The sequence below is a fragment of the Bacillus xiamenensis genome, from assembly GCF_000300535.1.
Taxonomy (GTDB): Bacteria; Bacillota; Bacilli; order Bacillales; family Bacillaceae; genus Bacillus; species Bacillus xiamenensis.
In genome coordinates this window covers 1-20,548 of record NZ_AMSH01000009.1, presented here as the reverse complement: position 1 = coordinate 20,548, position 20,548 = coordinate 1, and the positions used below count along the sequence as shown (strand labels likewise).

The 20,548-nt window shown below is 41.4% G+C and carries 24 protein-coding genes and 2 other annotated features; all 24 genes read right to left on the bottom strand.

Annotated features, from left to right (window positions below):
- Nucleotides 1-82: 82 nt before the first annotated feature.
- On the bottom strand, nucleotides 83-688 hold the full coding sequence (locus BA1_RS05305; protein ID WP_008356509.1) for a class I SAM-dependent methyltransferase: 606 nt from the start codon (nucleotides 686-688) through the stop codon (nucleotides 83-85).
- Between the two features lie 96 nt (nucleotides 689-784).
- Nucleotides 785-1,150, bottom strand: a complete 366-nt coding sequence (gene rplL / locus BA1_RS05300) for a 50S ribosomal protein L7/L12 (protein ID WP_008345418.1) — start codon at nucleotides 1,148-1,150, stop codon at nucleotides 785-787.
- A 42-nt stretch (nucleotides 1,151-1,192) separates the two neighbouring features.
- On the bottom strand, nucleotides 1,193-1,693 hold the full coding sequence (rplJ, locus tag BA1_RS05295) for a 50S ribosomal protein L10 (protein ID WP_008356507.1): 501 nt from the start codon (nucleotides 1,691-1,693) through the stop codon (nucleotides 1,193-1,195).
- A 69-nt stretch (nucleotides 1,694-1,762) separates the two neighbouring features.
- Nucleotides 1,763-1,903, bottom strand: a sequence feature (ribosomal protein L10 leader region).
- A 49-nt stretch (nucleotides 1,904-1,952) separates the two neighbouring features.
- Nucleotides 1,953-2,651: a 50S ribosomal protein L1 gene (gene rplA / locus BA1_RS05290; RefSeq protein WP_008356505.1), complete on the bottom strand. Its 699-nt coding sequence runs from the start codon at nucleotides 2,649-2,651 to the stop codon at nucleotides 1,953-1,955.
- Between the two features lie 99 nt (nucleotides 2,652-2,750).
- A complete protein-coding gene (rplK, locus tag BA1_RS05285) occupies nucleotides 2,751-3,176 on the bottom strand; it encodes a 50S ribosomal protein L11 (RefSeq protein ID WP_003216956.1) in 426 nt (141 codons plus the stop codon).
- 171 nt (nucleotides 3,177-3,347) lie between these two features.
- Nucleotides 3,348-3,881: a transcription termination/antitermination protein NusG gene (nusG, locus tag BA1_RS05280; protein ID WP_003217197.1), complete on the bottom strand. Its 534-nt coding sequence runs from the start codon at nucleotides 3,879-3,881 to the stop codon at nucleotides 3,348-3,350.
- Between the two features lie 171 nt (nucleotides 3,882-4,052).
- Nucleotides 4,053-4,229, bottom strand: a complete 177-nt coding sequence (gene secE / locus BA1_RS05275; protein ID WP_008345422.1) for a preprotein translocase subunit SecE — start codon at nucleotides 4,227-4,229, stop codon at nucleotides 4,053-4,055.
- A 33-nt stretch (nucleotides 4,230-4,262) separates the two neighbouring features.
- Nucleotides 4,263-4,412: a 50S ribosomal protein L33 gene (gene rpmG, locus BA1_RS18540; RefSeq protein WP_008356502.1), complete on the bottom strand. Its 150-nt coding sequence runs from the start codon at nucleotides 4,410-4,412 to the stop codon at nucleotides 4,263-4,265.
- A gap of 76 nt (nucleotides 4,413-4,488) precedes the next feature.
- Nucleotides 4,489-5,145, bottom strand: a complete 657-nt coding sequence (gene sigH, locus BA1_RS05270; RefSeq protein WP_008345424.1) for an RNA polymerase sporulation sigma factor SigH — start codon at nucleotides 5,143-5,145, stop codon at nucleotides 4,489-4,491.
- Between the two features lie 63 nt (nucleotides 5,146-5,208).
- Complete coding sequence (rae1, locus tag BA1_RS05265; RefSeq protein ID WP_008356499.1) at nucleotides 5,209-5,721, bottom strand: ribosome-dependent mRNA decay endonuclease Rae1/YacP; 513 nt, start codon at nucleotides 5,719-5,721, stop codon at nucleotides 5,209-5,211.
- Between the two features lie 2 nt (nucleotides 5,722-5,723).
- Nucleotides 5,724-6,473, bottom strand: a complete 750-nt coding sequence (gene rlmB / locus BA1_RS05260) for a 23S rRNA (guanosine(2251)-2'-O)-methyltransferase RlmB (RefSeq protein ID WP_008356497.1) — start codon at nucleotides 6,471-6,473, stop codon at nucleotides 5,724-5,726.
- Nucleotides 6,457-6,888 carry a Mini-ribonuclease 3 gene (locus BA1_RS05255; RefSeq protein WP_008356495.1) on the bottom strand — a complete coding sequence of 144 codons (432 nt, stop codon included), beginning with the start codon at nucleotides 6,886-6,888 and terminating at the stop codon, nucleotides 6,457-6,459. Before BA1_RS05255 ends, rlmB begins: the two co-directional genes overlap by 17 nt.
- 3 nt (nucleotides 6,889-6,891) lie before the next feature.
- The gene (cysS, locus tag BA1_RS05250) at nucleotides 6,892-8,292 is read right to left on the bottom strand and encodes a cysteine--tRNA ligase (RefSeq protein WP_008356493.1); all 1,401 of its coding nucleotides are present in this window, start codon (nucleotides 8,290-8,292) and stop codon (nucleotides 6,892-6,894) included.
- Entirely contained in the window at nucleotides 8,289-8,942 is a 654-nt protein-coding gene (gene cysE / locus BA1_RS05245; RefSeq protein ID WP_034738454.1) for a serine O-acetyltransferase, read from the bottom strand. Before cysE ends, cysS begins: the two co-directional genes overlap by 4 nt.
- Nucleotides 8,943-9,025: 83 nt before the next feature.
- Nucleotides 9,026-9,255, bottom strand: a binding site (T-box leader).
- On the bottom strand, nucleotides 9,256-10,707 hold the full coding sequence (gene gltX, locus BA1_RS05240; protein WP_008356490.1) for a glutamate--tRNA ligase: 1,452 nt from the start codon (nucleotides 10,705-10,707) through the stop codon (nucleotides 9,256-9,258).
- A gap of 94 nt (nucleotides 10,708-10,801) precedes the next feature.
- On the bottom strand, nucleotides 10,802-11,278 hold the full coding sequence (ispF, locus tag BA1_RS05235; RefSeq protein ID WP_008356488.1) for a 2-C-methyl-D-erythritol 2,4-cyclodiphosphate synthase: 477 nt from the start codon (nucleotides 11,276-11,278) through the stop codon (nucleotides 10,802-10,804).
- A gap of 3 nt (nucleotides 11,279-11,281) precedes the next feature.
- Nucleotides 11,282-11,971 (bottom strand): 2-C-methyl-D-erythritol 4-phosphate cytidylyltransferase, encoded by a 690-nt coding sequence (gene ispD / locus BA1_RS05230; protein ID WP_008356486.1) that lies wholly within the window; start codon nucleotides 11,969-11,971, stop codon nucleotides 11,282-11,284.
- A gap of 13 nt (nucleotides 11,972-11,984) precedes the next feature.
- Nucleotides 11,985-13,085 carry a PIN/TRAM domain-containing protein gene (locus BA1_RS05225; protein ID WP_008356484.1) on the bottom strand — a complete coding sequence of 367 codons (1,101 nt, stop codon included), beginning with the start codon at nucleotides 13,083-13,085 and terminating at the stop codon, nucleotides 11,985-11,987.
- A gap of 154 nt (nucleotides 13,086-13,239) precedes the next feature.
- Nucleotides 13,240-14,319 carry a DNA integrity scanning diadenylate cyclase DisA gene (gene disA / locus BA1_RS05220; protein ID WP_008356482.1) on the bottom strand — a complete coding sequence of 360 codons (1,080 nt, stop codon included), beginning with the start codon at nucleotides 14,317-14,319 and terminating at the stop codon, nucleotides 13,240-13,242.
- A gap of 2 nt (nucleotides 14,320-14,321) precedes the next feature.
- Nucleotides 14,322-15,701 (bottom strand): DNA repair protein RadA, encoded by a 1,380-nt coding sequence (gene radA / locus BA1_RS05215; protein WP_008356480.1) that lies wholly within the window; start codon nucleotides 15,699-15,701, stop codon nucleotides 14,322-14,324.
- Between the two features lie 93 nt (nucleotides 15,702-15,794).
- On the bottom strand, nucleotides 15,795-18,230 hold the full coding sequence (clpC, locus tag BA1_RS05210; RefSeq protein WP_008356478.1) for an ATP-dependent protease ATP-binding subunit ClpC: 2,436 nt from the start codon (nucleotides 18,228-18,230) through the stop codon (nucleotides 15,795-15,797).
- Entirely contained in the window at nucleotides 18,227-19,318 is a 1,092-nt protein-coding gene (locus BA1_RS05205; protein ID WP_008356475.1) for a protein-arginine kinase McsB, read from the bottom strand. Before BA1_RS05205 ends, clpC begins: the two co-directional genes overlap by 4 nt.
- 4 nt (nucleotides 19,319-19,322) lie before the next feature.
- Complete coding sequence (locus BA1_RS05200; protein ID WP_034738425.1) at nucleotides 19,323-19,880, bottom strand: protein-arginine kinase activator protein McsA; 558 nt, start codon at nucleotides 19,878-19,880, stop codon at nucleotides 19,323-19,325.
- A gap of 14 nt (nucleotides 19,881-19,894) precedes the next feature.
- Complete coding sequence (locus BA1_RS05195; RefSeq protein WP_008356472.1) at nucleotides 19,895-20,359, bottom strand: CtsR family transcriptional regulator; 465 nt, start codon at nucleotides 20,357-20,359, stop codon at nucleotides 19,895-19,897.
- Nucleotides 20,360-20,548 lie beyond the last annotated feature (189 nt).

Here is a 20,548-nt window from a genome sequence, read left to right as displayed (position 1 = left end):
TACAAAATAGTTATTTTTTAAGCCTATCAAGCAAAATATACACATTGGCATTTTATAATATTAACACAGCTAGGAAACTGCGTCAAACTTTTTTAGCTTTGATAATATAGTAGCCCTTTTTTTTCAATACAATTTCGACTTCTCCAAAAAGCTGTTCTAATTTCTCAATCGCAGATGGTCCACCTTGCTTTTTTTGAATAACCACCCACAACTCACCTTCCGGCAATAAATGATCAGCACTTTTTTCAAAGATCGCATGTACAACTTTCTTCCCTGCCCGTATTGGGGGATTGGTCAGTATAGAGGCAAAAGCAGCTGATGAATGAACATTCGAGAACAAATCACTTTGATAGATGCGGACATTATCAATGCGATTATGTTTAGCGTTTTCCTTTGAAAGTTCGACTGCTCTTTCGTTCACATCAATCATATGAATGGTGCGGCCTGTCATTTCGTTTGCTAACGATAGCCCGATCGGTCCATAACCGCAACCGACATCTAAGACATCGCCATCCAAGTCAGGTTCTTCAAAAGCTTCAATTAAAAGCCTTGAACCATAGTCGACTTCTTTCTTAGAAAACACTCCACTGTCACTTGTAAAAGTAAAGGTACGGTTTCTCAAGGTGAAGTCCCATGTCTGTTTATCGCTTTTCACTGATGGCTTTTCCGTATAATAGTGGTCACTCATGGTGAATGGACCTCCTCTGGATTCAATCGTTTCAGGAGATTAGAAAAGAAAAAGCCCGCCAGTAAAAGCGAGCTTTCCCAAAAGATTAGGCGAAGATTACTTAACTTCTACAGAAGCGCCAACTTCTTCAAGCTTAGCTTTAAGTTCTTCAGCTTCTTCTTTAGCAATACCTTCTTTAAGTGGTTTTGGAGTGTTGTCAACAAGTTCTTTAGCTTCTTTCAAGCCAAGACCAGTGATTTCACGAACCACTTTGATAACTTTGATTTTTTGGTCTCCAGCACCAGCAAGTACTAGATCAAAATCAGTTTTTTCTTCAGCAGCAGCACCGCCACCAGCAGCTACAGCTACAGGAGCAGCAGCAGTTACGCCAAATTCTTCTTCGATTGCTTTTACTAAGTCGTTTAACTCAAGTACAGTTGCTTCTTTAACTGAAGCAATGATTTCTTCGATATTTAAAGCCATTTGTAATTCCTCCATTTTAAGTTTTTTTACGTCAAGTACGCATTAAGCGCCTTGTTCTTCTTTTTGTTCTGCAACTGCTTTAGTAGCAAGAGCAAGGTTACGAACTGGAGCTTGAAGAACGCTAAGCAACATAGAAAGTAAGCCTTCGCGAGACGGAAGTTCCGCAAGAGCCTTCACTTCTTCTACAGTCGCTACGTTTCCTTCGATAACACCAGCTTTGATTTCTAAAGCTTCGTGGCTTTTCGCAAAATCGTTGATGATTTTCGCAGGTGCGATAACATCTTCGTTACTGAATGCGATAGCGTTTGGACCTGTTAAGAAATCGTTTAAACCCGTTAGTTCAACTTGTTCAACTGCACGGCGAGTCATAGTGTTTTTGTAAACTTTGAATTCTACGCCAGCTTCACGAAGCTGTTTACGAAGTTCAGTCACTTCAGAAACTGAAAGACCGCGGTAATCTACGATTACAGTAGACACACTGTCTTTAAATTTAGAAGTAATTTCATCAACGACAACTTTTTTAGTATCGATTGCATTGCTCATGGTTACACCTCCTGTACATTCTTTGTGTAACACTTATACCGATCAGGCCATCACGTTCCTAACGAACGGTTCTCCATATAAAAAGCCTCCATTAAGACATGGAGGCTGTATATACAAGCATACGTTAACGTAAGACTGTGACATATACACCTCGGCGGGTTATTTAAGCCATAAGGCCCCTGCTGTCTACGGTATAAATGGACATTATTTTATTTTACAACATTTTGATATTATCAAAATGGTTGTGATAAGTCAAGAATTATTTAGCAGAGAAAGAAGATGGGTCCACTTTCACGCCAGGGCCCATAGTAGATGTAACAGAAACGTTTTTCACGTATACACCTTTAGCCGCTGCAGGTTTTGCTTTAAGGATTGTGTCATAGATTGTTGCAAAGTTCTCAACAAGCTTTTCGTCCTCGAAAGAAACCTTTCCGATTGGCGCGTGGATGTTACCAGCTTTATCAACGCGGTATTCAACTTTACCAGCTTTGATTTCATTGATTGCTTTTTCTACTTCGAATGTTACAGTTCCTGTTTTAGGGTTTGGCATAAGACCTTTTGGTCCAAGTACACGACCGATCTTACCAACTTCACCCATCATGTCAGGTGTCGCAACGATGACATCGAAATCGAACCAACCTTGTTGGATTTTAGTGATGTAATCAGAATCTCCAACGTAGTCTGCTCCAGCAGCTTCTGCTTCTTTTGCTTTTTCGCCTTTAGCGAACACAAGAACACGTTGAGTTTTACCAGTTCCGTTAGGAAGTACAACTGCACCGCGGATTTGTTGATCGTTTTTACGAGGGTCTACGCCCAAACGAAAAGCAACTTCTACAGTCGCATCAAATTTCGCTGTATTTGCTTTTTTTGTAAGAGAAACGGCTTCAGCTACATCATACGCTTTTGTACGATCGATTAGCTTAGCAGCTTCTACATACTTTTTACCTTTTTTAGCCATTATAAAAATCCTCCTTATGTGGTTTTAGCGGAATAACCTCCCACGAATAAGGGTTGCGAACTTGTCAAAACCAAACTCGCAACCCAACAAGACAAAAAATTAATCTTCGATGACAATACCCATACTGCGTGCAGTACCTTCAACCATGCGCATAGCTGATTCAACGCTAGCAGCGTTTAAGTCAGGCATTTTTGTTTCCGCGATTTCGCGTACTTTATCACGCTTAACAGTTGCCACTTTATTACGGTTAGGTTCACCAGAACCAGACTCAATACCAGCTGCTTTTTTAAGTAATACTGCAGCAGGTGGAGTTTTAGTAATAAATGTAAATGAACGGTCTTCAAAAACCGAAATTTCAACAGGAATGATAAGACCAGCTTGGTCAGCTGTACGAGCGTTAAACTCCTTACAGAATCCCATGATATTAACACCGGCTTGACCTAGTGCAGGTCCAACTGGTGGAGCTGGGTTAGCTTTTCCAGCAGGAATTTGCAATTTAACAACTTTTACTACTTTTTTAGCCACGAGACACACCTCCTTAAAGTCCGTGATGTGGTAATAGGGGAATCCCCCTCCCACTCAACAACTTCATTCTTTATATGAATGACGAAATAACTAGCTAGCGATCTTGAGTGAACTCAAGACGTACCTTTGCTATATTACCACTTCTATACACTCATTTCAAGCTCTTTTGAATTACAATTTATCGATCTGTGTGAACTCAAGTTCAACAGGTGTTTCTCTACCAAACATATTAACGAATACTTTGACTTTGCTTTTATCGTAATCAATCTCTTCGATAGAGCCTGTGAAGTTAGCAAATGGTCCATCGATCACCTTAACTGTTTCTTTCAGTTCGAAGTCGATTTCTGTTTTGCGTTCTTCTAGACCCATTCTCTTCAGAATGGTTTCAGCTTCGCCTGGCAGCAGCGCAGTCGGCTTTGAGCCTGATCCAGCTGATCCAACGAATCCTGTCACACCTGGTGTATTACGAACGACATACCAAGAGTCGTCAGTCATGACGATTTCTACTAGCACATATCCAGGGAATACTTTCTTTTTAACCACTTTTTTCTTACCATTTTTAATATCCGTTTCTTCTTCTTCTGGTACGACGACGCGGAAGATTTTATCCTGCATGCCCATTGATTCAACACGCTTTTCCAGGTTCGCTTTCACTTTGTTTTCATAGCCAGAGTACGTATGCACAACATACCAATTCTTTTCCATTTTCGTTCAGGACTATTCAGTCCTTCCCTCCCCACATTTCGTAATGTCTATTTGACGAATCTCGAGTACCGGTAAATATTTTCAAGCAATTGAAAAAACCCGTAAAACGGGTTTTTTGGCAAGTCATATTATGATCTATTATAGCACGTTCAGCAGACCATTATTCAAGTATTAATGAATTAATTCGATTAATTGTGAGATTCCTATGTCAAGAAAAGAGAAAAAGATGGCAAAAAATACAACTGTTAGGATAACAGTGATCGTGTAGCGGACCATTTCATTTTTCTTTGGCCAGCTGACCTTTTTCATTTCTTTCCCGACACTTTTTAAGAAACTGATAATACGCATTAAAAGACCTCCACAGATTAAAGAACGCAAATCTTACTTCGTTTCTAAATGTGTTTTATGTGAATTACAAGTCTTGCAATATTTCTTCACTTCTAATCTTTCAGCTGCTGAAGCAACACTTTTCATTGTCGTATAATTGCGGCTTCCGCAGTCTTTACAGGCTAGAGTAATCTTTTTCCTCATATTTACACCTATTTTCTCGACATCATTTCCTTAGTACCTTATCACAGTGTCGAAAAAGCTGTCAATATAGGTTTGATTAGAGACTGATCTCGCGCAGTTCTAAATATTTCTCTAATTTTCTCTTTACTCTTTGAAGTGCGTTATCAATTGATTTCACATGACGGTTTAAATCTTCAGAAATCTCCTGATAAGATCTGCCATCAAGATAAAGCACAAGTACCTTTCTTTCCAGCTCGCTTAGTAATTCACCCATTTTCATTTCAATATCATCAAATTCTTCTTTGCTAATGATTAAATCTTCTGGGTTAAGCGCTTTAGCGCCGGAAATGACGTCCAATAATGTTCTGTCCGATTCTTCATCGTATATCGGCTTGTCTAATGATACATAGGAATTTAACGGGATATGTTTTTGGCGAGTAGCTGTTTTAATTGCGGTGATAATTTGGCGGGTAATACATAATTCTGCAAAAGCCTTAAATGAAGTAAGCTTGTCCTCCCTGAAATCGCGGATAGACTTATAAAGTCCGATCATGCCCTCTTGGACAATGTCCTCTCGATCCGCTCCAATCAAGAAATAAGATCTTGCTTTCGCACGTACAAAGTTGCGGTATTTCGTTATTAAATAATCTAGCGCATCACTATCTCCGACATGAACCCTTTCAATGACTTGTTCATCTTCCAACTGGCAAAATTGCTCTCTGATGGACTTACCCTTGCTGTTGTTTAGATTCACTTCGATCCCCCCGACCGCACCTAGATAGCAATATTATACAATAATGGTTGAAATATCGTCAAGCTATTCCAAATTCCCCCGCCGCCATTTTTCAAACGTTTTCAATACATCTTCTGACAATTCAATTTTGGATGAAGGTTTATCCGACATAATCTTTTTGACACGCGTTTCAATTTTTCGTTCAATCACTTCTATCTCTCTTAAAAGCTCTCGAGCCGACTTACGAAGTGCACCCTGTCCAAAAATGGCCCATTGTTCTGTATAATCAGAGGTCGCCACATGAATTTGCGTCCGAATATTATTCAAATCTTGGGCCAGCTTTTCAATCCGCTCATCAGCCGTTTCATTCTCTCTCGTAAAGATGACCTCTACTCGGTGGTTTGTCCGCTTTTTTTCGATTCCTTTGACCATATGGGCATCGAATACAACAATGACTCGATACCCTGTATATGCTTGATATTCTGCTAAATGTTGAATCAGCACGTCTCTGGCTTCTTCAAAGCTGTTTTCTTTTAAGTGCTGCAAACGAGGCCATGCACCTATCATGTTGTACCCATCGACTAAGAGGATGTCCATCTCTATTCTCCTAACGGATAACGTTTTCGATAAACTTCATACATCAATAAACTAGCGGCAACGGATGCGTTTAATGAAGTGACCTTCCCGGCCATTGGCAATTTAATCAGAAAATCACATTTTTCCTTGATCAATCGGCCAATTCCTTTTCCTTCACTGCCAATCACAAGGGCGAGAGGCATGGTGCCATCAAATTGTCTGTAGTCCTGCTTAGCAGAAGCATCTGTTCCTGCGACCCAGATTCCTCTTTCTTTCATCTCATCAAGAGCTCTTGAAAGATTGGTTACTTTCGCGACAGGGATATGTTCAATGGCCCCAGTGGATGCCTTCGCAACAGTTGTCGTCAAGCCAACCGCTCGTCGTTTTGGAATGACAATCCCATGTGCACCAACAGCATCTGCCGTACGCATAATCGACCCTAAATTATGCGGATCTTCAATTTCATCTAAAATAATGAAAAATGGCTGTTCGTTACGCTGTTCGGCAATTTGATACAGTTCGTCCAATTCCGCATATTCATATGCTGCTACTTGTGCAACGATTCCCTGGTGCTGTCCTGATACCATCTGATCAAGCTTTTTCCTCGGAACATACTGAATGGTGATATTTTGCTTTTTAGCGAGTTCAATGACCTGCTGGGCTTGTCCTTTTACAGTGTTTTCTGCCATCCAGAGCTTGTACAACTCTCGATCTGACTTCAGTGTTTCAATCACTGCATTTTTCCCAATCACATAATCATGTTGCTGACTCATTTGTCTTCCTCCCTGACGTTCCGATTTCAATCGCCTGACTAATCAGCTCTTCTAAGCGTTCGTCCTGCTTTTCAATAAACAAATAACCCATGAGCGCTTCAAACGATGTACTATAACGATACGTTTGAACGTCTGTGTTTTTAGGCACTGTGCCTGATTTTGCATTTCTTCCTCTTTTCAGCACCGCTTCTTCCGCTTCTGTGAAAAAGCCCTTCTGCTGCAGCTCAAATAAAATGGCGGCCTGAGATTTAGCTGAAACGATCTTACTTGCTCGTTTATGAAGTTCATTTGGTTTGGTCGCCCCCGTTTGGAGGAGGTGATGCCTCACATATACTTCAAAAATGGCATCACCCATATAAGCAAGCGCCAGTCCGTTCAACTGTTTTCCGTCTTTCAGCTTTTCAAAATTCAACATGACCTACTCTCCTCTTTTCCAGCGCGTACCTTGAGGAGTATCCTCCAATACAATATTCATGCTCTTTAACTGGTCACGAATTTGATCAGACAATGCGAAGTCACGATTTCTTCTAGCTTCATTCCGCTTCTCGATTAACGCTTCTACATCTTCGTCAAGCGTGTGCTTTTCTTCTAATGAAAATCCAAGGACGGATGTGATTTCTTGGAACAAGCCAATAAATGCTTTGATCACTTCTTCAGAAGTATGATCATGTTCCATGTAGTAATTCGCCTGCTTCGCTAGTTCAAATAAAACAGAGATGGCATTTGCCGTATTGAAGTCATCATTCATTTCAGAAATAAATGTCGCACGCTGTTCTTCAATCTTTGTCAGCCATTCGGCGTTATCCTCTGTTAAATTGGTACTGCTCTCAAGGCGGTGATGCAGATTAGCATAGGATGTTTTCAGTCTGTTAAACGCACTCTTTGTACTTTCTAATAAATCAATTGAGTAATTAATGGGATGACGATAGTGAACAGATAACATAAAGAAGCGAAGCACATCTGGATCCTGTTCTTTAATAATGTCATGCACCAGCACAAAGTTACCAAGCGATTTTGACATTTTTTCATTCTCAATATTAATATACCCGTTATGCATCCAATACTTCGCAAAAGGTTTCCCTGTCAAAGCCTCGGATTGCGCAATCTCATTCTCGTGGTGAGGGAACGTTAAATCCTGTCCGCCCGCATGAATGTCAATCGTATCGCCCAAATATTTTTTGACCATGGCCGAGCACTCAATGTGCCAGCCTGGACGTCCTTTGCCCCATGGGCTATCCCACGAGATTTCCTGATCCTTTGCAGCCTTCCATAAAGCAAAGTCCAGTGCATCTTTTTTCTTTTCACCTACACGAATGCGAGCACCCGTCTTCAGTTCATCAATTGATTGGTGAGAAAGCTTTCCGTAGCCTTCAAAAGAACGTGTGCTGTAATATACGTCACCATCCGCTTCATAGGCGTATCCTTTTTCGATCAACGTAGCGATAAACGCAATGATATCATCCATATTTTCCGTCACTCGCGGGTGAAGGTCTGCCTTTTTGCAGCCGAGTGCACTGACGTCCTCAAAGTATGCTTGAATAAATCGATCAGCAATCGTTGGAACATCTTCTCCTAATTCATTGGCTGCTTTGATGAGTTTATCATCCACATCCGTAAAGTTTGATACAAAGTGCACATCATAGCCGCTGTATTCTAAATACTTACGTACTGTGTCATATACAATGGCCGGTCTGGCATTCCCGATATGAATGTAGTTGTAGACGGTTGGTCCGCACACATACATTTTGACCTTTCCTGGTTCAAGCGGGACAAACGCTTCCTTCTTACGTGTCAATGTATTATAAATATTGATTGTCATGATTGTTCTTCCTTTCTGCTCAATGAAGCCAGCTCACGTTTTAGCTTTTCCATTTCTCGCTCCAATTCTTTGAAACGATCAGAAACTGGATCTGGCAAATCTTGATGATTGAGATCACGATTGATTTTCTTTCCATTTTGAACGACCACTCGCCCAGGTATACCTACAACGGTGGAATGGTCTGGGACGTCTTTTAACACAACAGACCCCGCACCAATCTTGGACCCTTTTCCAACGGTAATGGAACCAAGCACCTTAGCACCAGTCGCAATCAGGGCATCGTCTAAAATGGTCGGATGACGCTTTCCCTTTTCTTTCCCTGTTCCCCCTAAGGTCACGCCTTGGAAAACGGTGACGTTATCGCCAATTTCACATGTTTCTCCAATCACGACGCCCATGCCGTGATCAATGAAGAACCGTCTGCCGATTGTCGCTGCTGGATGAATTTCAACCCCTGTGAAAAACCGGCTGACCTGAGAAATGACCCGCGCAATAAAATAGAGCTTACGCTTATAAAATGCGTGCGCGATACGATGAGCCCAAATCGCATGAAGCCCTGAATAGGTTAGCACTACTTCAATATAGCTTCTAGCAGCAGGATCTTGATCAAACACAGTATCAATATCTTCTTTCAGCATTTTGAAAAACACATGCTCCCCCCGTTCTTCCCCATCAATCTCTCTTAGGACTTGCTCTCTTTTTTTGGACAAATAAAAAAACGCCTCTGCCATATGACAGAGACGTTTTGAAAACGCGGTTCCACTCTGTTTAGAAAGCCTCTTATCACAAGCTTTCTCAACTCAATCCCATAACGGAGGGTACCGCCCTTGCATACTAACCTGCGTGTTCCTCAAGGGTCTTGAGGGTGCATTTCCAACGTCTGCCCATAAGTCTCTTTCAGCCGATGAAGACTCTTTCTGTGATGAGCGAAAACATTGTACTTCTCCCTCGCAACGATTTTCCTTATATTTGTTTAATACGGTTTAATACCGTTTCTTTACCTAGCAGTTCAATACTTTGTGGAAGCTCTGGGCCATGCGTTTGTCCTGTGACAGCCACACGAATTGGCATGAATAGTTTCTTGCCTTTATGCCCGGTTTCTTTTTGTACCGCTTTAATGGCCGCTTTGATTTCATCAGATGTGAAAGACTCAAGACGTTCAAGCTGACCTGCAAACGAGGCCATCACTTCTGGCACCTGCTCCTCTGCAAGAACTTCCTTTGCCTCTTGATTATACTCAATTTGCTCCTTAAAGAACAACTCTGTTAACTCAACAATTTCTGCTCCGTAGCTCAATTGCTCATGATATAGAGAAATGAGTTTGCGTACCCATGTGTTTTCTTCTTCTGTCAGCTGCTCGCTTACTTTGCCTGCCTTTTGAAGATGTGGAAGTGTTAATGCCACAACTTGATCGAGATCAAGTGCTTTCACATATTGGTTATTCACCCATTTTAGTTTATGCATATCGAATAGAGCTGGTGACTTAGAAAGTCGATTGACATCAAAAATATCGATGAATTGCTCTTTTGTAAATAATTCTTCTTCGCCGACTGGAGACCATCCAAGTAATGCAATGAAGTTAAACAGAGCTTCTGGTAAATAGCCCAAGTTCTTATATTGCTCGATGAATTGAATAATGGATTCATCACGCTTACTTAATTTCTTGCGGTTCTCGTTTACAATCAGCGTCATATGTCCGAACAGCGGAACATCCCAGCCAAATGCATTGAAGACCATGATTTGTTTAGGTGTATTCGAAATATGATCCTCTCCGCGAAGAATGTGAGTCATTTTCATCAAATGATCATCCACTGCTACAGCGAAGTTATAAGTCGGTGTACCATCTTTCTTCACAATGACAAAGTCACCAATGCCGTCAGTTTCAAACGAAATATCACCTTTGACCATGTCGTTAAATTTGATCATTTCTCCTTTTGGAACACGGAAGCGAATGCTTGGCTCTCTTCCTTCAGCAATGAGCTTGTCCTCTTCTTCTTTTGATAAATGACTGCATTTACCAGAATATCGAGGCATTTCACTGCGGGCGATTTGTGCTTCACGCTCTTCTTCTAGTTCTTCAGCCGTACAATAGCACTTATACGCCAAATCCTTCTCTAGCAGCTCATCATAATATTTTTTGTAAATGTCATTACGCTCTGATTGTCTATAAGGACCGTAGCCGCCATCTTTATCAATGCTTTCATCCCAATCAATACCGAGCCACTGCAAATGACGAAGCTGGCTTTCTTCTCCGCCTTCTACATTACGCTTTTGATCTGTATCTTCAATTCGAATAATAAATTTGCCGCCTTGGCTGCGTGCGAACAAATAGTTGAAAAGAGCCGTTCTAGCATTCCCAATATGTAAATGACCAGTTGGACTCGGTGCATAACGAACACGCACTTCATTTCCCATGAGTTTAACTTCCTTTCATCTGCATCATGTTGCCTGACACCATTTTTTTATAAACGTATTTTATCATCAAAACCCATTCTCATCAAAATGGATTTTACTTTTTCTGAAGAAGCACTGTTGCCTGAGAGGCAATTCCTTCGCCTCTTCCTGTAAATCCAAGTTTCTCTGTCGTTGTTGCTTTGACATTCACCTGTGTGACATCCGCCTCAAGGGCTTCCGCGATTTTCTCACACATTGGCTGAATGTATGGTGCCATCTTTGGCTTTTGCGCCATAATGGTACAATCGATATTCACAAGTGTATAGCCTTTTTCTTTCACAAGTGCCCATACATGCTGAAGTAACTTAAAAGAATCTGCATCCTTAAACTCTGGATCCGTGTCTGGGAAATGTCTACCGATATCTCCTTCAGCAATCGCACCAAGGCAGGCATCTGCCACAGTATGAAGCAGTACATCAGCGTCTGAATGCCCAAACAGTCCCTTTTCATAAGGAATGGTCACACCGCCGATAATAAGAGGCCTTCCCTCTGTTAATTGATGTACATCAAAGCCTTGTCCTATTCTAAACATGATCTAGTACCCTCTTTCCGCATCCATAATTGCCTTGGCAACCAATAAATCATCCGGTGTTGTCAGTTTAATATTGGTATAGTCTCCTTGGACAATATACACATCCTCACCGTGTAATTGTTCAACAAGGCTGGCGTCATCTGTTCCAAGAAAGCCTGTCCGCTCCGCATATTCATGCGCCTCTTTTAAAATAGAATGACGAAAAGCTTGTGGGGTCTGGACTGCCCACAAGCTCTGACGTTCAATGGTTTGTTCCACTCTGCCTTCTTGAACGCGTTTGATTGTGTCTTTCACTGGTACCGCTACGACTGCGGATCCTTTTTCAATCGCTGCTTTAACGAGCAAATCAATCTGTGTATGCTTAATAAAAGGCCTTGCACCATCATGAACAAGCACGATGTCCGCATCTTGCACAGCCTTCAATCCTTCATATACACTTTGTTGCCGTTCTTCACCGCCAGTGACAAGTGAAACAGGCGTTTGAAAAGCGTGTACCTTTAGTAGCCTTTCAAAGTCACGACGCTCCTCTTCATTGATCGCTAAGATCATGCGTTTGCATTGCGCGTGAGCGTCAAACACCTTCAGTGTGTGGATGATGACCGGCATTCTTTTCAATTCAATAAAAAGCTTATTGCGGCCGGCCTTCATTCGCTTCCCCTGCCCCGCAGCCGGAATAACTACTTCATAATACATGTTCGTTCTCCCTTTAGAGCGCCTTCTCCAGAAGTTTTGGCTTCGCAAAAATCATTCTTCCAGCAGCAGTTTGCAGCACACTTGTGACCAGCACATCAATGTCTTTCCCAATGTAATTGCGCCCTTCTTCAACCACAATCATCGTACCGTCATCTAAGTAAGCAACACCTTGGTTATGCTCTTTTCCATCTTTAATGACCTGTACCTTCATTTCTTCCCCAGGCAACACAACCGGTTTGACCGCATTGGCTAGATCATTGATGTTTAACACTGCTACTTTTTGAAGTTCGCATACTTTATTTAAATTAAAATCATTTGTCACAACAACACCTGAAGTTAACTTAGCGAGCTTCACAAGCTTGCTGTCAACCTCTTGAATGTCTTCGAAGTCACCCTCGTAAATTTCAACTTTGATATCCAATTCTTTTTGAATACGATTTAAAATATCAAGCCCTCTTCGGCCTCTATTTCTCTTTAATACATCAGATGAGTCTGCAATATGCTGCAATTCCTCTAGCACAAATTGAGGAATGACCATGACTCCTTCTAAGAATCCAGTTTGGCAAATATCTGCGATTCTTCCATCAATAATAACACTTGTGTCTAAAATTTTCAGCTTTTTATCTTCTATTTCAGGTTCGTCATCAGCCGCTCCTTTTTTCTTGCTGACCTTTGCAGATCGAGAGAACAGCCCCATCATTTCATCCTTCTTCTTAAACCCTACCTGAAATCCAAGGTATCCTAAAAAGAAAGCCAGGAAAATCGGAATAATGGTACCAAAAATATGATATGGGATATTGTTTAGCGGGATCACGTTTACAATAAGATATGCTAGAATAAGTCCAAATACTAAACCGAAACTTCCAGATATAAGATCAGGAAGAGGCGCCTTCAATAGAGAATCCTCGATCCATTTCACCCAATTAACAACATAGTCTGTGCACCATTTACCGATGATAAAAAACACAGCGGCTCCTATTAGTGCTGAAGAGTAAGCATTTGTTACGAAAGGTATGTCCTTTACATTTAACAGTAGAAATAACTCTGGAATAATAAAAATCCCCACAACTGCACCGAAAATGATAAAAAACGCCTGAACGATTCTTTTTAACATACCTTCACCTCCTTTATTTTCCATCTGTCAATCCACCTTCACCTGACATTGATATATGTTTAAGTTTCCTATTATGATAAACAGAAAACAAAAAGCATCATTAATATACCCATATTCATCCATTTTTAACCGTGATTGAGAAAAATTTCTCGTTTTATAGCTGACGGTCGATATAATGTTTTTCTTGCAGTCTTTTTAATCCTTTTTTTATCTTTTTCGCTCTTACTTCTCCAATTCCTTCTACTTCATCCAATTCTTGCACATCTGCTTCCATAATTCGATCTAACACACCAAACGCTTCAACCACGTTTTCAACGATTGGCATAGGCAGTCTAGGGATTTTGTGAAGTAATCTGTACCCTCTTGTGTACACATAATCGTCAATATTTGTAGATGCTGGATAGCCGAGTAACTTGTACAAAATGGCATCATCTAAAAGTTCAAAGCTAGACATATCTTGGAGCTGTTTAAGCAAAACATATGGATCTTTGATTTTTTCTTTCACGTAATCTTTAATAAATAAGGCCGCTTCCTGCTCCATATCTGTAATCAGCTCATTGACCTGCAGACGAATCAAGTGTCCTTCTGTTCCGAGCTCTTTGATATACATATTGATTTCATTTTTGATTCTAAGCACCATTTCATAGCGATGCAATACAGATAATACATCACCAAAGGTCACAAGCTCTTCAAATTCAAGGGCACTTAACGCAGAAATGGCGTGATCTAAAATGGTTTTATATTTTTCAAGCGTTTGTATGGCTTGATTGGCCTTTGTTAAAATAAAACCAATATCTTTCAGCGTATAACGACGATTCCCTTGGTATAAGGTAATGACGTTTCTCCGTTCAGAAATGGCAATGATTAAGCAGCCTGTCTGCTTGGCTACACGCTCAGCTGTTCGGTGCCTCATGCCGGTTTCTGATGAATGAATGGTTGCATCTGGCATTAGCTGTGTATTCGCATACAAGATTTTTTGACCAGAATCGCTTAAAATAATGGCCCCATCCATCTTCGCCAATTCATATAAATGTGCTGGGGAGAATGCGGAATTAATATGAAATCCGCCATCTACCACACTTTTTACTTTGTCGTTATAACCAACAACAATCAGTCCGCCAGTATTGGCTCTCAGGACGTTTTCAATCCCTGCTCGCAAAGGTGTCCCTGGTGCCACAAACTGTACGATATCTAAGAGATCGACTTCTTTCGCTCCTTTTTTCTCTTTTTCCATTTCTATGCTCCCCCTAGTGAAATACGAAGTGCCTCCGCTACATTTTCTACACCGACTAACTCAATCCCTCTCGGCTTTTTCCATCCATCTATATTCGCCTGAGGAATAAACATTCGCTTAAATCCTAGTTTAGCAGCTTCCTGCACACGCTGTTCAATTCTTGAAACTCTTCTGACTTCTCCCGTCAGACCAACTTCTCCTATAAAGCAATCCGCTTGGTGCAGCGCTGCGTCTTTAAAGCTTGATGCAATACTGACGGCAATGGCCAAATCAATCGCTGGTTCGTCAAGCTTTACACCACCTGCGACCTTTAAATATGCATCTTGATTTTGCAGAAGCAGCCCTACACGTTTTTCTAACACAGCCATGAGCAATGACACACGATTATGATCAAGGCCTGTGGCCATTCTCCGCGGGTTTCCAAAGCTTGTCGGCGAAATTAATGCTTGTATTTCCACAAGAACGGGTCTTGTTCCTTCCATTGAGGCAACAACACACGATCCAGATACACCTGCTGACCGCTCTTCTAAGAAGATTTCTGATGGGTTTAAAACTTCTGAGAGCCCTTCCTCTCTCATTTCAAAAATCCCTAATTCATTCGTTGAACCAAAACGGTTTTTTACCGCTCGTAAAATGCGAAACGTATGGTGCCGCTCCCCTTCAAAATAAAGAACCGTATCCACCATATGCTCTAACAGGCGCGGGCCTGCAATCGAGCCTTCTTTGGTCACGTGACCAACGATAAAAATCGGAATACCATTCGTCTTAGCAATTTTCATCAGCTGTGCTGTGCATTCCCTCACCTGAGAAACAGATCCAGGTGCTGACGTAATATCGCTTTGATAAACGGTTTGAATTGAATCCACCACCACAAAAGCGGGTTTCATCTCTTGTATAGCAGACGTTATATACTCCATATCGGTTTCAGCCAAAACATGTAAAGAGGCACTTTCAATGCCAAGGCGGTCCGCTCTAAGCTTCGTTTGTTTAATCGATTCCTCACCAGATATGTATAACACATTCTGATTCTTGTCTGAGAGCTGTGCTGAAACTTGTAATAATAGTGTGGACTTTCCAATCCCAGGATCACCGCCAATAAGAACGAGAGAGCCTTTGACAATTCCACTTCCTAATACTCGGTTAAATTCTTCTAAATTCGTTTTAATTCGGGGTTCTTCGGATGTTTCAATGGCAGATAAAGGTGAAGGTTTTTGAATGGTTTGAACAGAATGATTAAAAGCACTTCGACGGTTTGCCGGCTCTTTACGAACGACCTCTTCTGTCATACTGTTCCACGTGCCGCAGCCTGGACATTTCCCCATCCATTTGGCTGACTCATAACCGCACGATTGGCATATAAATTTTGATTTTGTCTTAGCCATAGATTGAAGAATACAACTCCTTATACTGGTCAGAAAATAAGTAAAGGGAGGCATACAATTTACTGGTATGCCTCACGCTTTTTTCTTACTATATTAGTTCGTAGCAGCCGTAGCTTTTACGACAATTTCCCCATCTTCTACATCTAATACAATATGTTGACCCTTTTCAATATTGCCCTTCAGCAATTCCTCAGAAAGTCGATCCTCAACGTGCTTTTGAATCGCTCTTCTTAACGGACGAGCACCATACTCAAGGTCTACGCCTTCCTCAGCAATCTTCGCTTTTGCTGCTTCCGTCAATTCGATTGAAAGGTCTTGCTCTTTTAATCGTTTTGTTAATTGATCAGACATGAGAGACACAATCTCTTTTAGATGTTTCTTTTCAAGTGAGTGGAAGACAATGATTTCATCAATACGGTTGATGAACTCTGGTCTAAACGCACGTTTCAACTCGCCCATCACTTTGCCTTTCATATCTTTGTAATTTTGACCTTCATCCTGCACGTTAAAGCCAACATATTTATTGCGCTTCAATTCACTAGCTCCAACGTTTGAAGTCATGATCAAAATTGTATTTCTAAAGTCAACAGTACGTCCTTTAGAATCAGTGAGACGGCCATCTTCTAACACTTGCAGTAAGATATTAAACACATCAGGATGCGCCTTTTCAATCTCATCTAACAGCACGACAGAATACGGCTTTCTTCTCACTTTTTCAGTCAGCTGGCCGCCCTCATCATAGCCAACATAGCCTGGAGGTGATCCAACAAGTCTTGAAGTAGAGTGTTTTTCCATGTATTCAGACATATCAATACGGATCATCGCTTCTTCATCACCGAAAATAGACTCGGCGAGTGCTCTTGCAAGCTCAGTCTTACCAACACCTGTTGGACCTAAGAAAATAAAGGAGCCAATCGGACGCTTCGGATCTTTTAGACCAGCACGGGCACGTCTCACTGCTTTTGCTACAGCGACAACCGCTTCATCCTGTCCAATGACGCGGGAGTGGAGCAATTGTTCCATATTTAGAAGCTTATCTGTTTCCGTTTGGGCAATTTTTGAAACAGGCACTCCCGTCCAGCTAGAGACAACCATCGCAATATCATCTACAGATACCTCTGAATTCTCTTGTCCCTGCTTTTCTTTCCACGATTTCTTTGTCACTTCTACTTTTTCACGCAAGCGCTGCTCTGTATCACGAAGAGAAGCTGCTTTTTCAAATTCCTGACTTTGAACAGCCGCATCCTTTTCCTTACGAACTTCATCCAGCTTTTGCTCAAGTTCCTTTAGGTTCGGCGGTGTTGTGAAAGAACGCAAACGGACTTTCGAACCTGCCTCATCAATTAAATCAATCGCCTTATCTGGAAGGAAACGATCAGAGATATAACGGTCAGAAAGCTTTACCGCCGCTTCAATGGCTTCATCTGTAATCGACACACGGTGATGTGCTTCATAACGGTCTCTAAGCCCTCTTAAGATTTGAATACTTTCTTCAACAGACGGTTGATCGACTTGAATTGGCTGGAATCGGCGTTCAAGCGCAGCATCCTTCTCAATGTATTTACGGTACTCATCTAACGTTGTAGCCCCGATACATTGAAGCTCACCACGTGCCAAGGATGGTTTCAGAATATTAGACGCGTCAATCGCACCCTCTGCTCCACCTGCACCGATCAGTGTATGAAGCTCATCAATGAAGAGAATGATATTTCCAGCCTGACGAATTTCGTCCATGACTTTTTTCAAACGATCCTCGAATTCCCCGCGATATTTCGTTCCCGCAACTACGGTTCCCATATCAAGTGTCATCACTCGTTTATCACGAAGGATTTCAGGCACTTCGTTGTGAATAATTTGCTGCGCCAGACCTTCTGCAATGGCTGTTTTACCAACACCAGGCTCCCCAATCAGCACAGGGTTATTCTTTGTTCTTCTACTTAAGACCTCAATAACACGTTGAATTTCTTTGCTTCGTCCAATGACAGGGTCCAAGCTGTCCTCTTTCGCAATAGCCGTTAAGTCTCTTGCAAGACTATCTAAAGTTGGTGTATTTGCATTGCTATTAGATCCTGCCGCAGATGCACCCGTTTCATTGCTGCCAAGAAGCTGCAATACTTGCTGGCGTGCTTTATTTAAGCTCACTCCGAGGTTATTTAAGACACGGGCAGCTACACCCTCTCCCTCGCGAATAAGACCTAAAAGAATATGTTCTGTCCCTACATAGGAATGACCAAGCTTTCTTGCTTCATCCATAGAAAGCTCAGTGACCTTCTTCGCTCTAGGCGTATAATGAGGAATCGCTTGAGACACCTCTTGCCCTCTTCCAATCAAGCTCTCGACTTCTTTTTGGATTTTATCTGAAACAAGGCCCAGTGCTTCTAATGCTTTTGCGGCGATGCCCTCACCTTCACGTACAAGACCAAGTAAAATGTGCTCTGTTCCAATATTCTTATGGCCAAGGCGAATGGCTTCTTCTTGTGCAAGTGCTAATACCTTTTGAGCTCTTTCAGTGAATCTTCCAAACATCATATCGTTTCATCCTCCTGTCCATTCCTATGCATTTCTAGGCGCAGCCTTTCTCTAATAATGGCTGCTCGTTTTATATCTCTTTCATTTGGTTCCAAGGCTCCCCCTGAATATTGCTGCAGGAAGCCAGGCTGTGTCAAAATCATGAGTTCATTCAGTATATTACTTGAAAGCCCCTTAATGATACCTAAATCTATTCCAAGCCGCACATCTGACAAACACTTCGCCGTTTCCTTGGATTCAATCATGCGGCAATTGGCCAAAATCCCCAAGGAACGGTACACTCTGTCCTCAAGTTCAATTTTAGACGTTTGATATAATGCTTTTCGTGCAGATCGCTCTTGCTCAATAAGCTGTGCCGTCACACTATTCAAATCATCGACAATATCTTCTTCTGATTGACCAAGTGTCATCTGATTTGAAATTTGAAAGATGTTCCCTATTGCTTCGCTACCCTCACCATAAATTCCTCTGACCACAAGACCTAATTGATTAATTGCAGGAATAATACGATTCATTTGTCTTGTCAGAGCCAATGCCGGCAGGTGCATCATGACTGAAGCCCTAATACCTGTACCTACATTGGTCGGACAGCTCGTTAAGTATCCTCGCTTCTCAGAAAACGCATAATCGACTTGCTCTTCAATCCAGTCGTCTATCTGATTAGCCACTTTTAGTGCATTAGCCAGCTGGAATCCTGGGAACAAGCATTGAATACGAATATGGTCTTCTTCATTCAGCATCACACTGATTTCTTCATTTTCTGAAAGCAAACAGCCGCCAAATCTTGATTCAGCTAAATGGGGGCTAATCAAATGCTTTTCAACAAGTACCCTCTTGGCCAAAGGCTGCGTTTCATTCATTCGAATCAGAACAAAATGTCCAATGTCCTTTACTTTCTGGCTCGCAAACTTTTGCTCGAATTGCTGGAGAACAGCTTCAGCCTCCTCCTGAGAAAACTGAGTTGGGAAACGAACATGCTCTAGATTGCGTGCCAGCCGAATACGACTGCTTAGAACAATGTCACTTTCTGGTCCTTTTTGTTTCATCCACTGACTTAATGCGTCTTGAATAAAATGTTGGAGCGACATGTCGTTATTCTCCCTCCCTCTGCTGAGATTGCTCATGCTCTAATGCACGAATTTGATCTCGAACTTCCGCTGCTTTTTCGAACTCTTCCTGTTCAATCAGCTGCTTCAGCTCTTGCTGCATTAACTCAAGTTTCCGGCGAACATGCAGACTGCCGGCAATCCGTTTAGGGATTTTTCCATTATGGACTGTATTTCCACTATGGACTTTTCGCAGAACAGGATTTAAATACTGATCAAATGTTCCATAACATTCTGAACAGCCAAAACGGCCTGTTTTTCTGAACTGCTGAAAGGTTAAGCCACACTTAGGACATTGATCCACTTCTCTCGCTTCTTGAAAAATAGATGATCCTTTATTAGCACTTGTGGTAAAGCTAGGATCAATATTCAATAAGCCCGATAATAAGTTGTGAATCGAGAAACCTTGGTTTCCACTCATAGCATATGAATCACTGTTTTCTTTTGCACATTGTTCACATATGTGCATTTCTTGTTTTTCTCCATTTATAACTTTCGTAAAGTGAAAAGTGGCTGGTCTCTCATTGCATTCTTGACAAATCAATCTTTTCACCCGCTTTACTTTAATTTTAAAGCATTTAACATCGCTTTCATCATCCTAGCCCGCAGTTCATCTCGTTCAGGTAAATCAATGTGTAGAACAGAACGGTCCATGACACTAATCATCATCTTTGCTTCTCTTTCGGATAAAATGTTGTTTTCAACAAGACGCATGATGATATGATCAGATGCAGCCTGTGATAAACGATGACGTATTTGGGAAATGATGTTGTTCAATAAATCGATTTCATCATTCATTTTGACTTTAATGATTCGGATATAGCCACCGCCGCCACGCTTACTTTCGACGATATAACCTCTTTCGCTCGTAAAGCGTGTATTGATAACATAGTTAATTTGTGAAGGTACGCATTGAAACTTATCTGCAATCTCATTGCGTTTAATTTCTAATATTTCTCGACCATTCTGATCCAAGACTTCCTTCAAATACTGTTCGATGATATCAGAAATATTTTGTGCCACTCCGCCTCCTCCTCCATTGACTTTGACTATATTTGACTTTAATCTTACTATAAATTTTTTCGGTCGATTTTTCAAGATAATCGCTCAACTAACAATATTATTTCCACATTTATCTGGTGCCAAACCTTCCAAAAACACAAAAAAGACCAGTTCCAGACGGAACTGATCCTTAGAAAAGCTTGGCGGCGT

Bases quoted from the DNA above. Each gene is read 5' to 3' on its own strand.
- BA1_RS05305 (WP_008356509.1), bottom strand. From the start codon at position 688: ATGAGTGACCACTATTATACGGAAAAGCCATCAGTGAAAAGCGATAAA.
- rplL (WP_008345418.1), bottom strand. From the start codon at position 1,150: ATGGCTTTAAATATCGAAGAAATCATTGCTTCAGTTAAAGAAGCAACT.
- rplJ (WP_008356507.1), bottom strand. From the start codon at position 1,693: ATGAGCAATGCAATCGATACTAAAAAAGTTGTCGTTGATGAAATTACT.
- rplA (WP_008356505.1), bottom strand. From the start codon at position 2,651: ATGGCTAAAAAAGGTAAAAAGTATGTAGAAGCTGCTAAGCTAATCGAT.
- nusG (WP_003217197.1), bottom strand. From the start codon at position 3,881: ATGGAAAAGAATTGGTATGTTGTGCATACGTACTCTGGCTATGAAAAC.
- secE (WP_008345422.1), bottom strand. From the start codon at position 4,229: ATGCGTATTATCAGTTTCTTAAAAAGTGTCGGGAAAGAAATGAAAAAG.
- rpmG (WP_008356502.1), bottom strand. From the start codon at position 4,412: ATGAGGAAAAAGATTACTCTAGCCTGTAAAGACTGCGGAAGCCGCAAT.
- rae1 (WP_008356499.1), bottom strand. From the start codon at position 5,721: ATGGACATCCTCTTAGTCGATGGGTACAACATGATAGGTGCATGGCCT.
- rlmB (WP_008356497.1), bottom strand. From the start codon at position 6,473: ATGAGTCAGCAACATGATTATGTGATTGGGAAAAATGCAGTGATTGAA.
- BA1_RS05255 (WP_008356495.1), bottom strand. From the start codon at position 6,888: ATGTTGAATTTTGAAAAGCTGAAAGACGGAAAACAGTTGAACGGACTG.
- cysS (WP_008356493.1), bottom strand. From the start codon at position 8,292: ATGACAATCAATATTTATAATACATTGACACGTAAGAAGGAAGCGTTT.
- gltX (WP_008356490.1), bottom strand. From the start codon at position 10,707: ATGGGAAATGAAGTGCGTGTTCGTTATGCACCGAGTCCAACTGGTCAT.
- ispF (WP_008356488.1), bottom strand. From the start codon at position 11,278: ATGTTTAGAATAGGACAAGGCTTTGATGTACATCAATTAACAGAGGGA.
- ispD (WP_008356486.1), bottom strand. From the start codon at position 11,971: ATGTATTATGAAGTAGTTATTCCGGCTGCGGGGCAGGGGAAGCGAATG.
- BA1_RS05225 (WP_008356484.1), bottom strand. From the start codon at position 13,085: ATGTTAAAAAGAATCGTTCAGGCGTTTTTTATCATTTTCGGTGCAGTT.
- disA (WP_008356482.1), bottom strand. From the start codon at position 14,319: ATGGAAAAAGAGAAAAAAGGAGCGAAAGAAGTCGATCTCTTAGATATC.
- radA (WP_008356480.1), bottom strand. From the start codon at position 15,701: ATGGCTAAGACAAAATCAAAATTTATATGCCAATCGTGCGGTTATGAG.
- clpC (WP_008356478.1), bottom strand. From the start codon at position 18,230: ATGATGTTTGGAAGATTCACTGAAAGAGCTCAAAAGGTATTAGCACTT.
- BA1_RS05205 (WP_008356475.1), bottom strand. From the start codon at position 19,318: ATGTCGCTCCAACATTTTATTCAAGACGCATTAAGTCAGTGGATGAAA.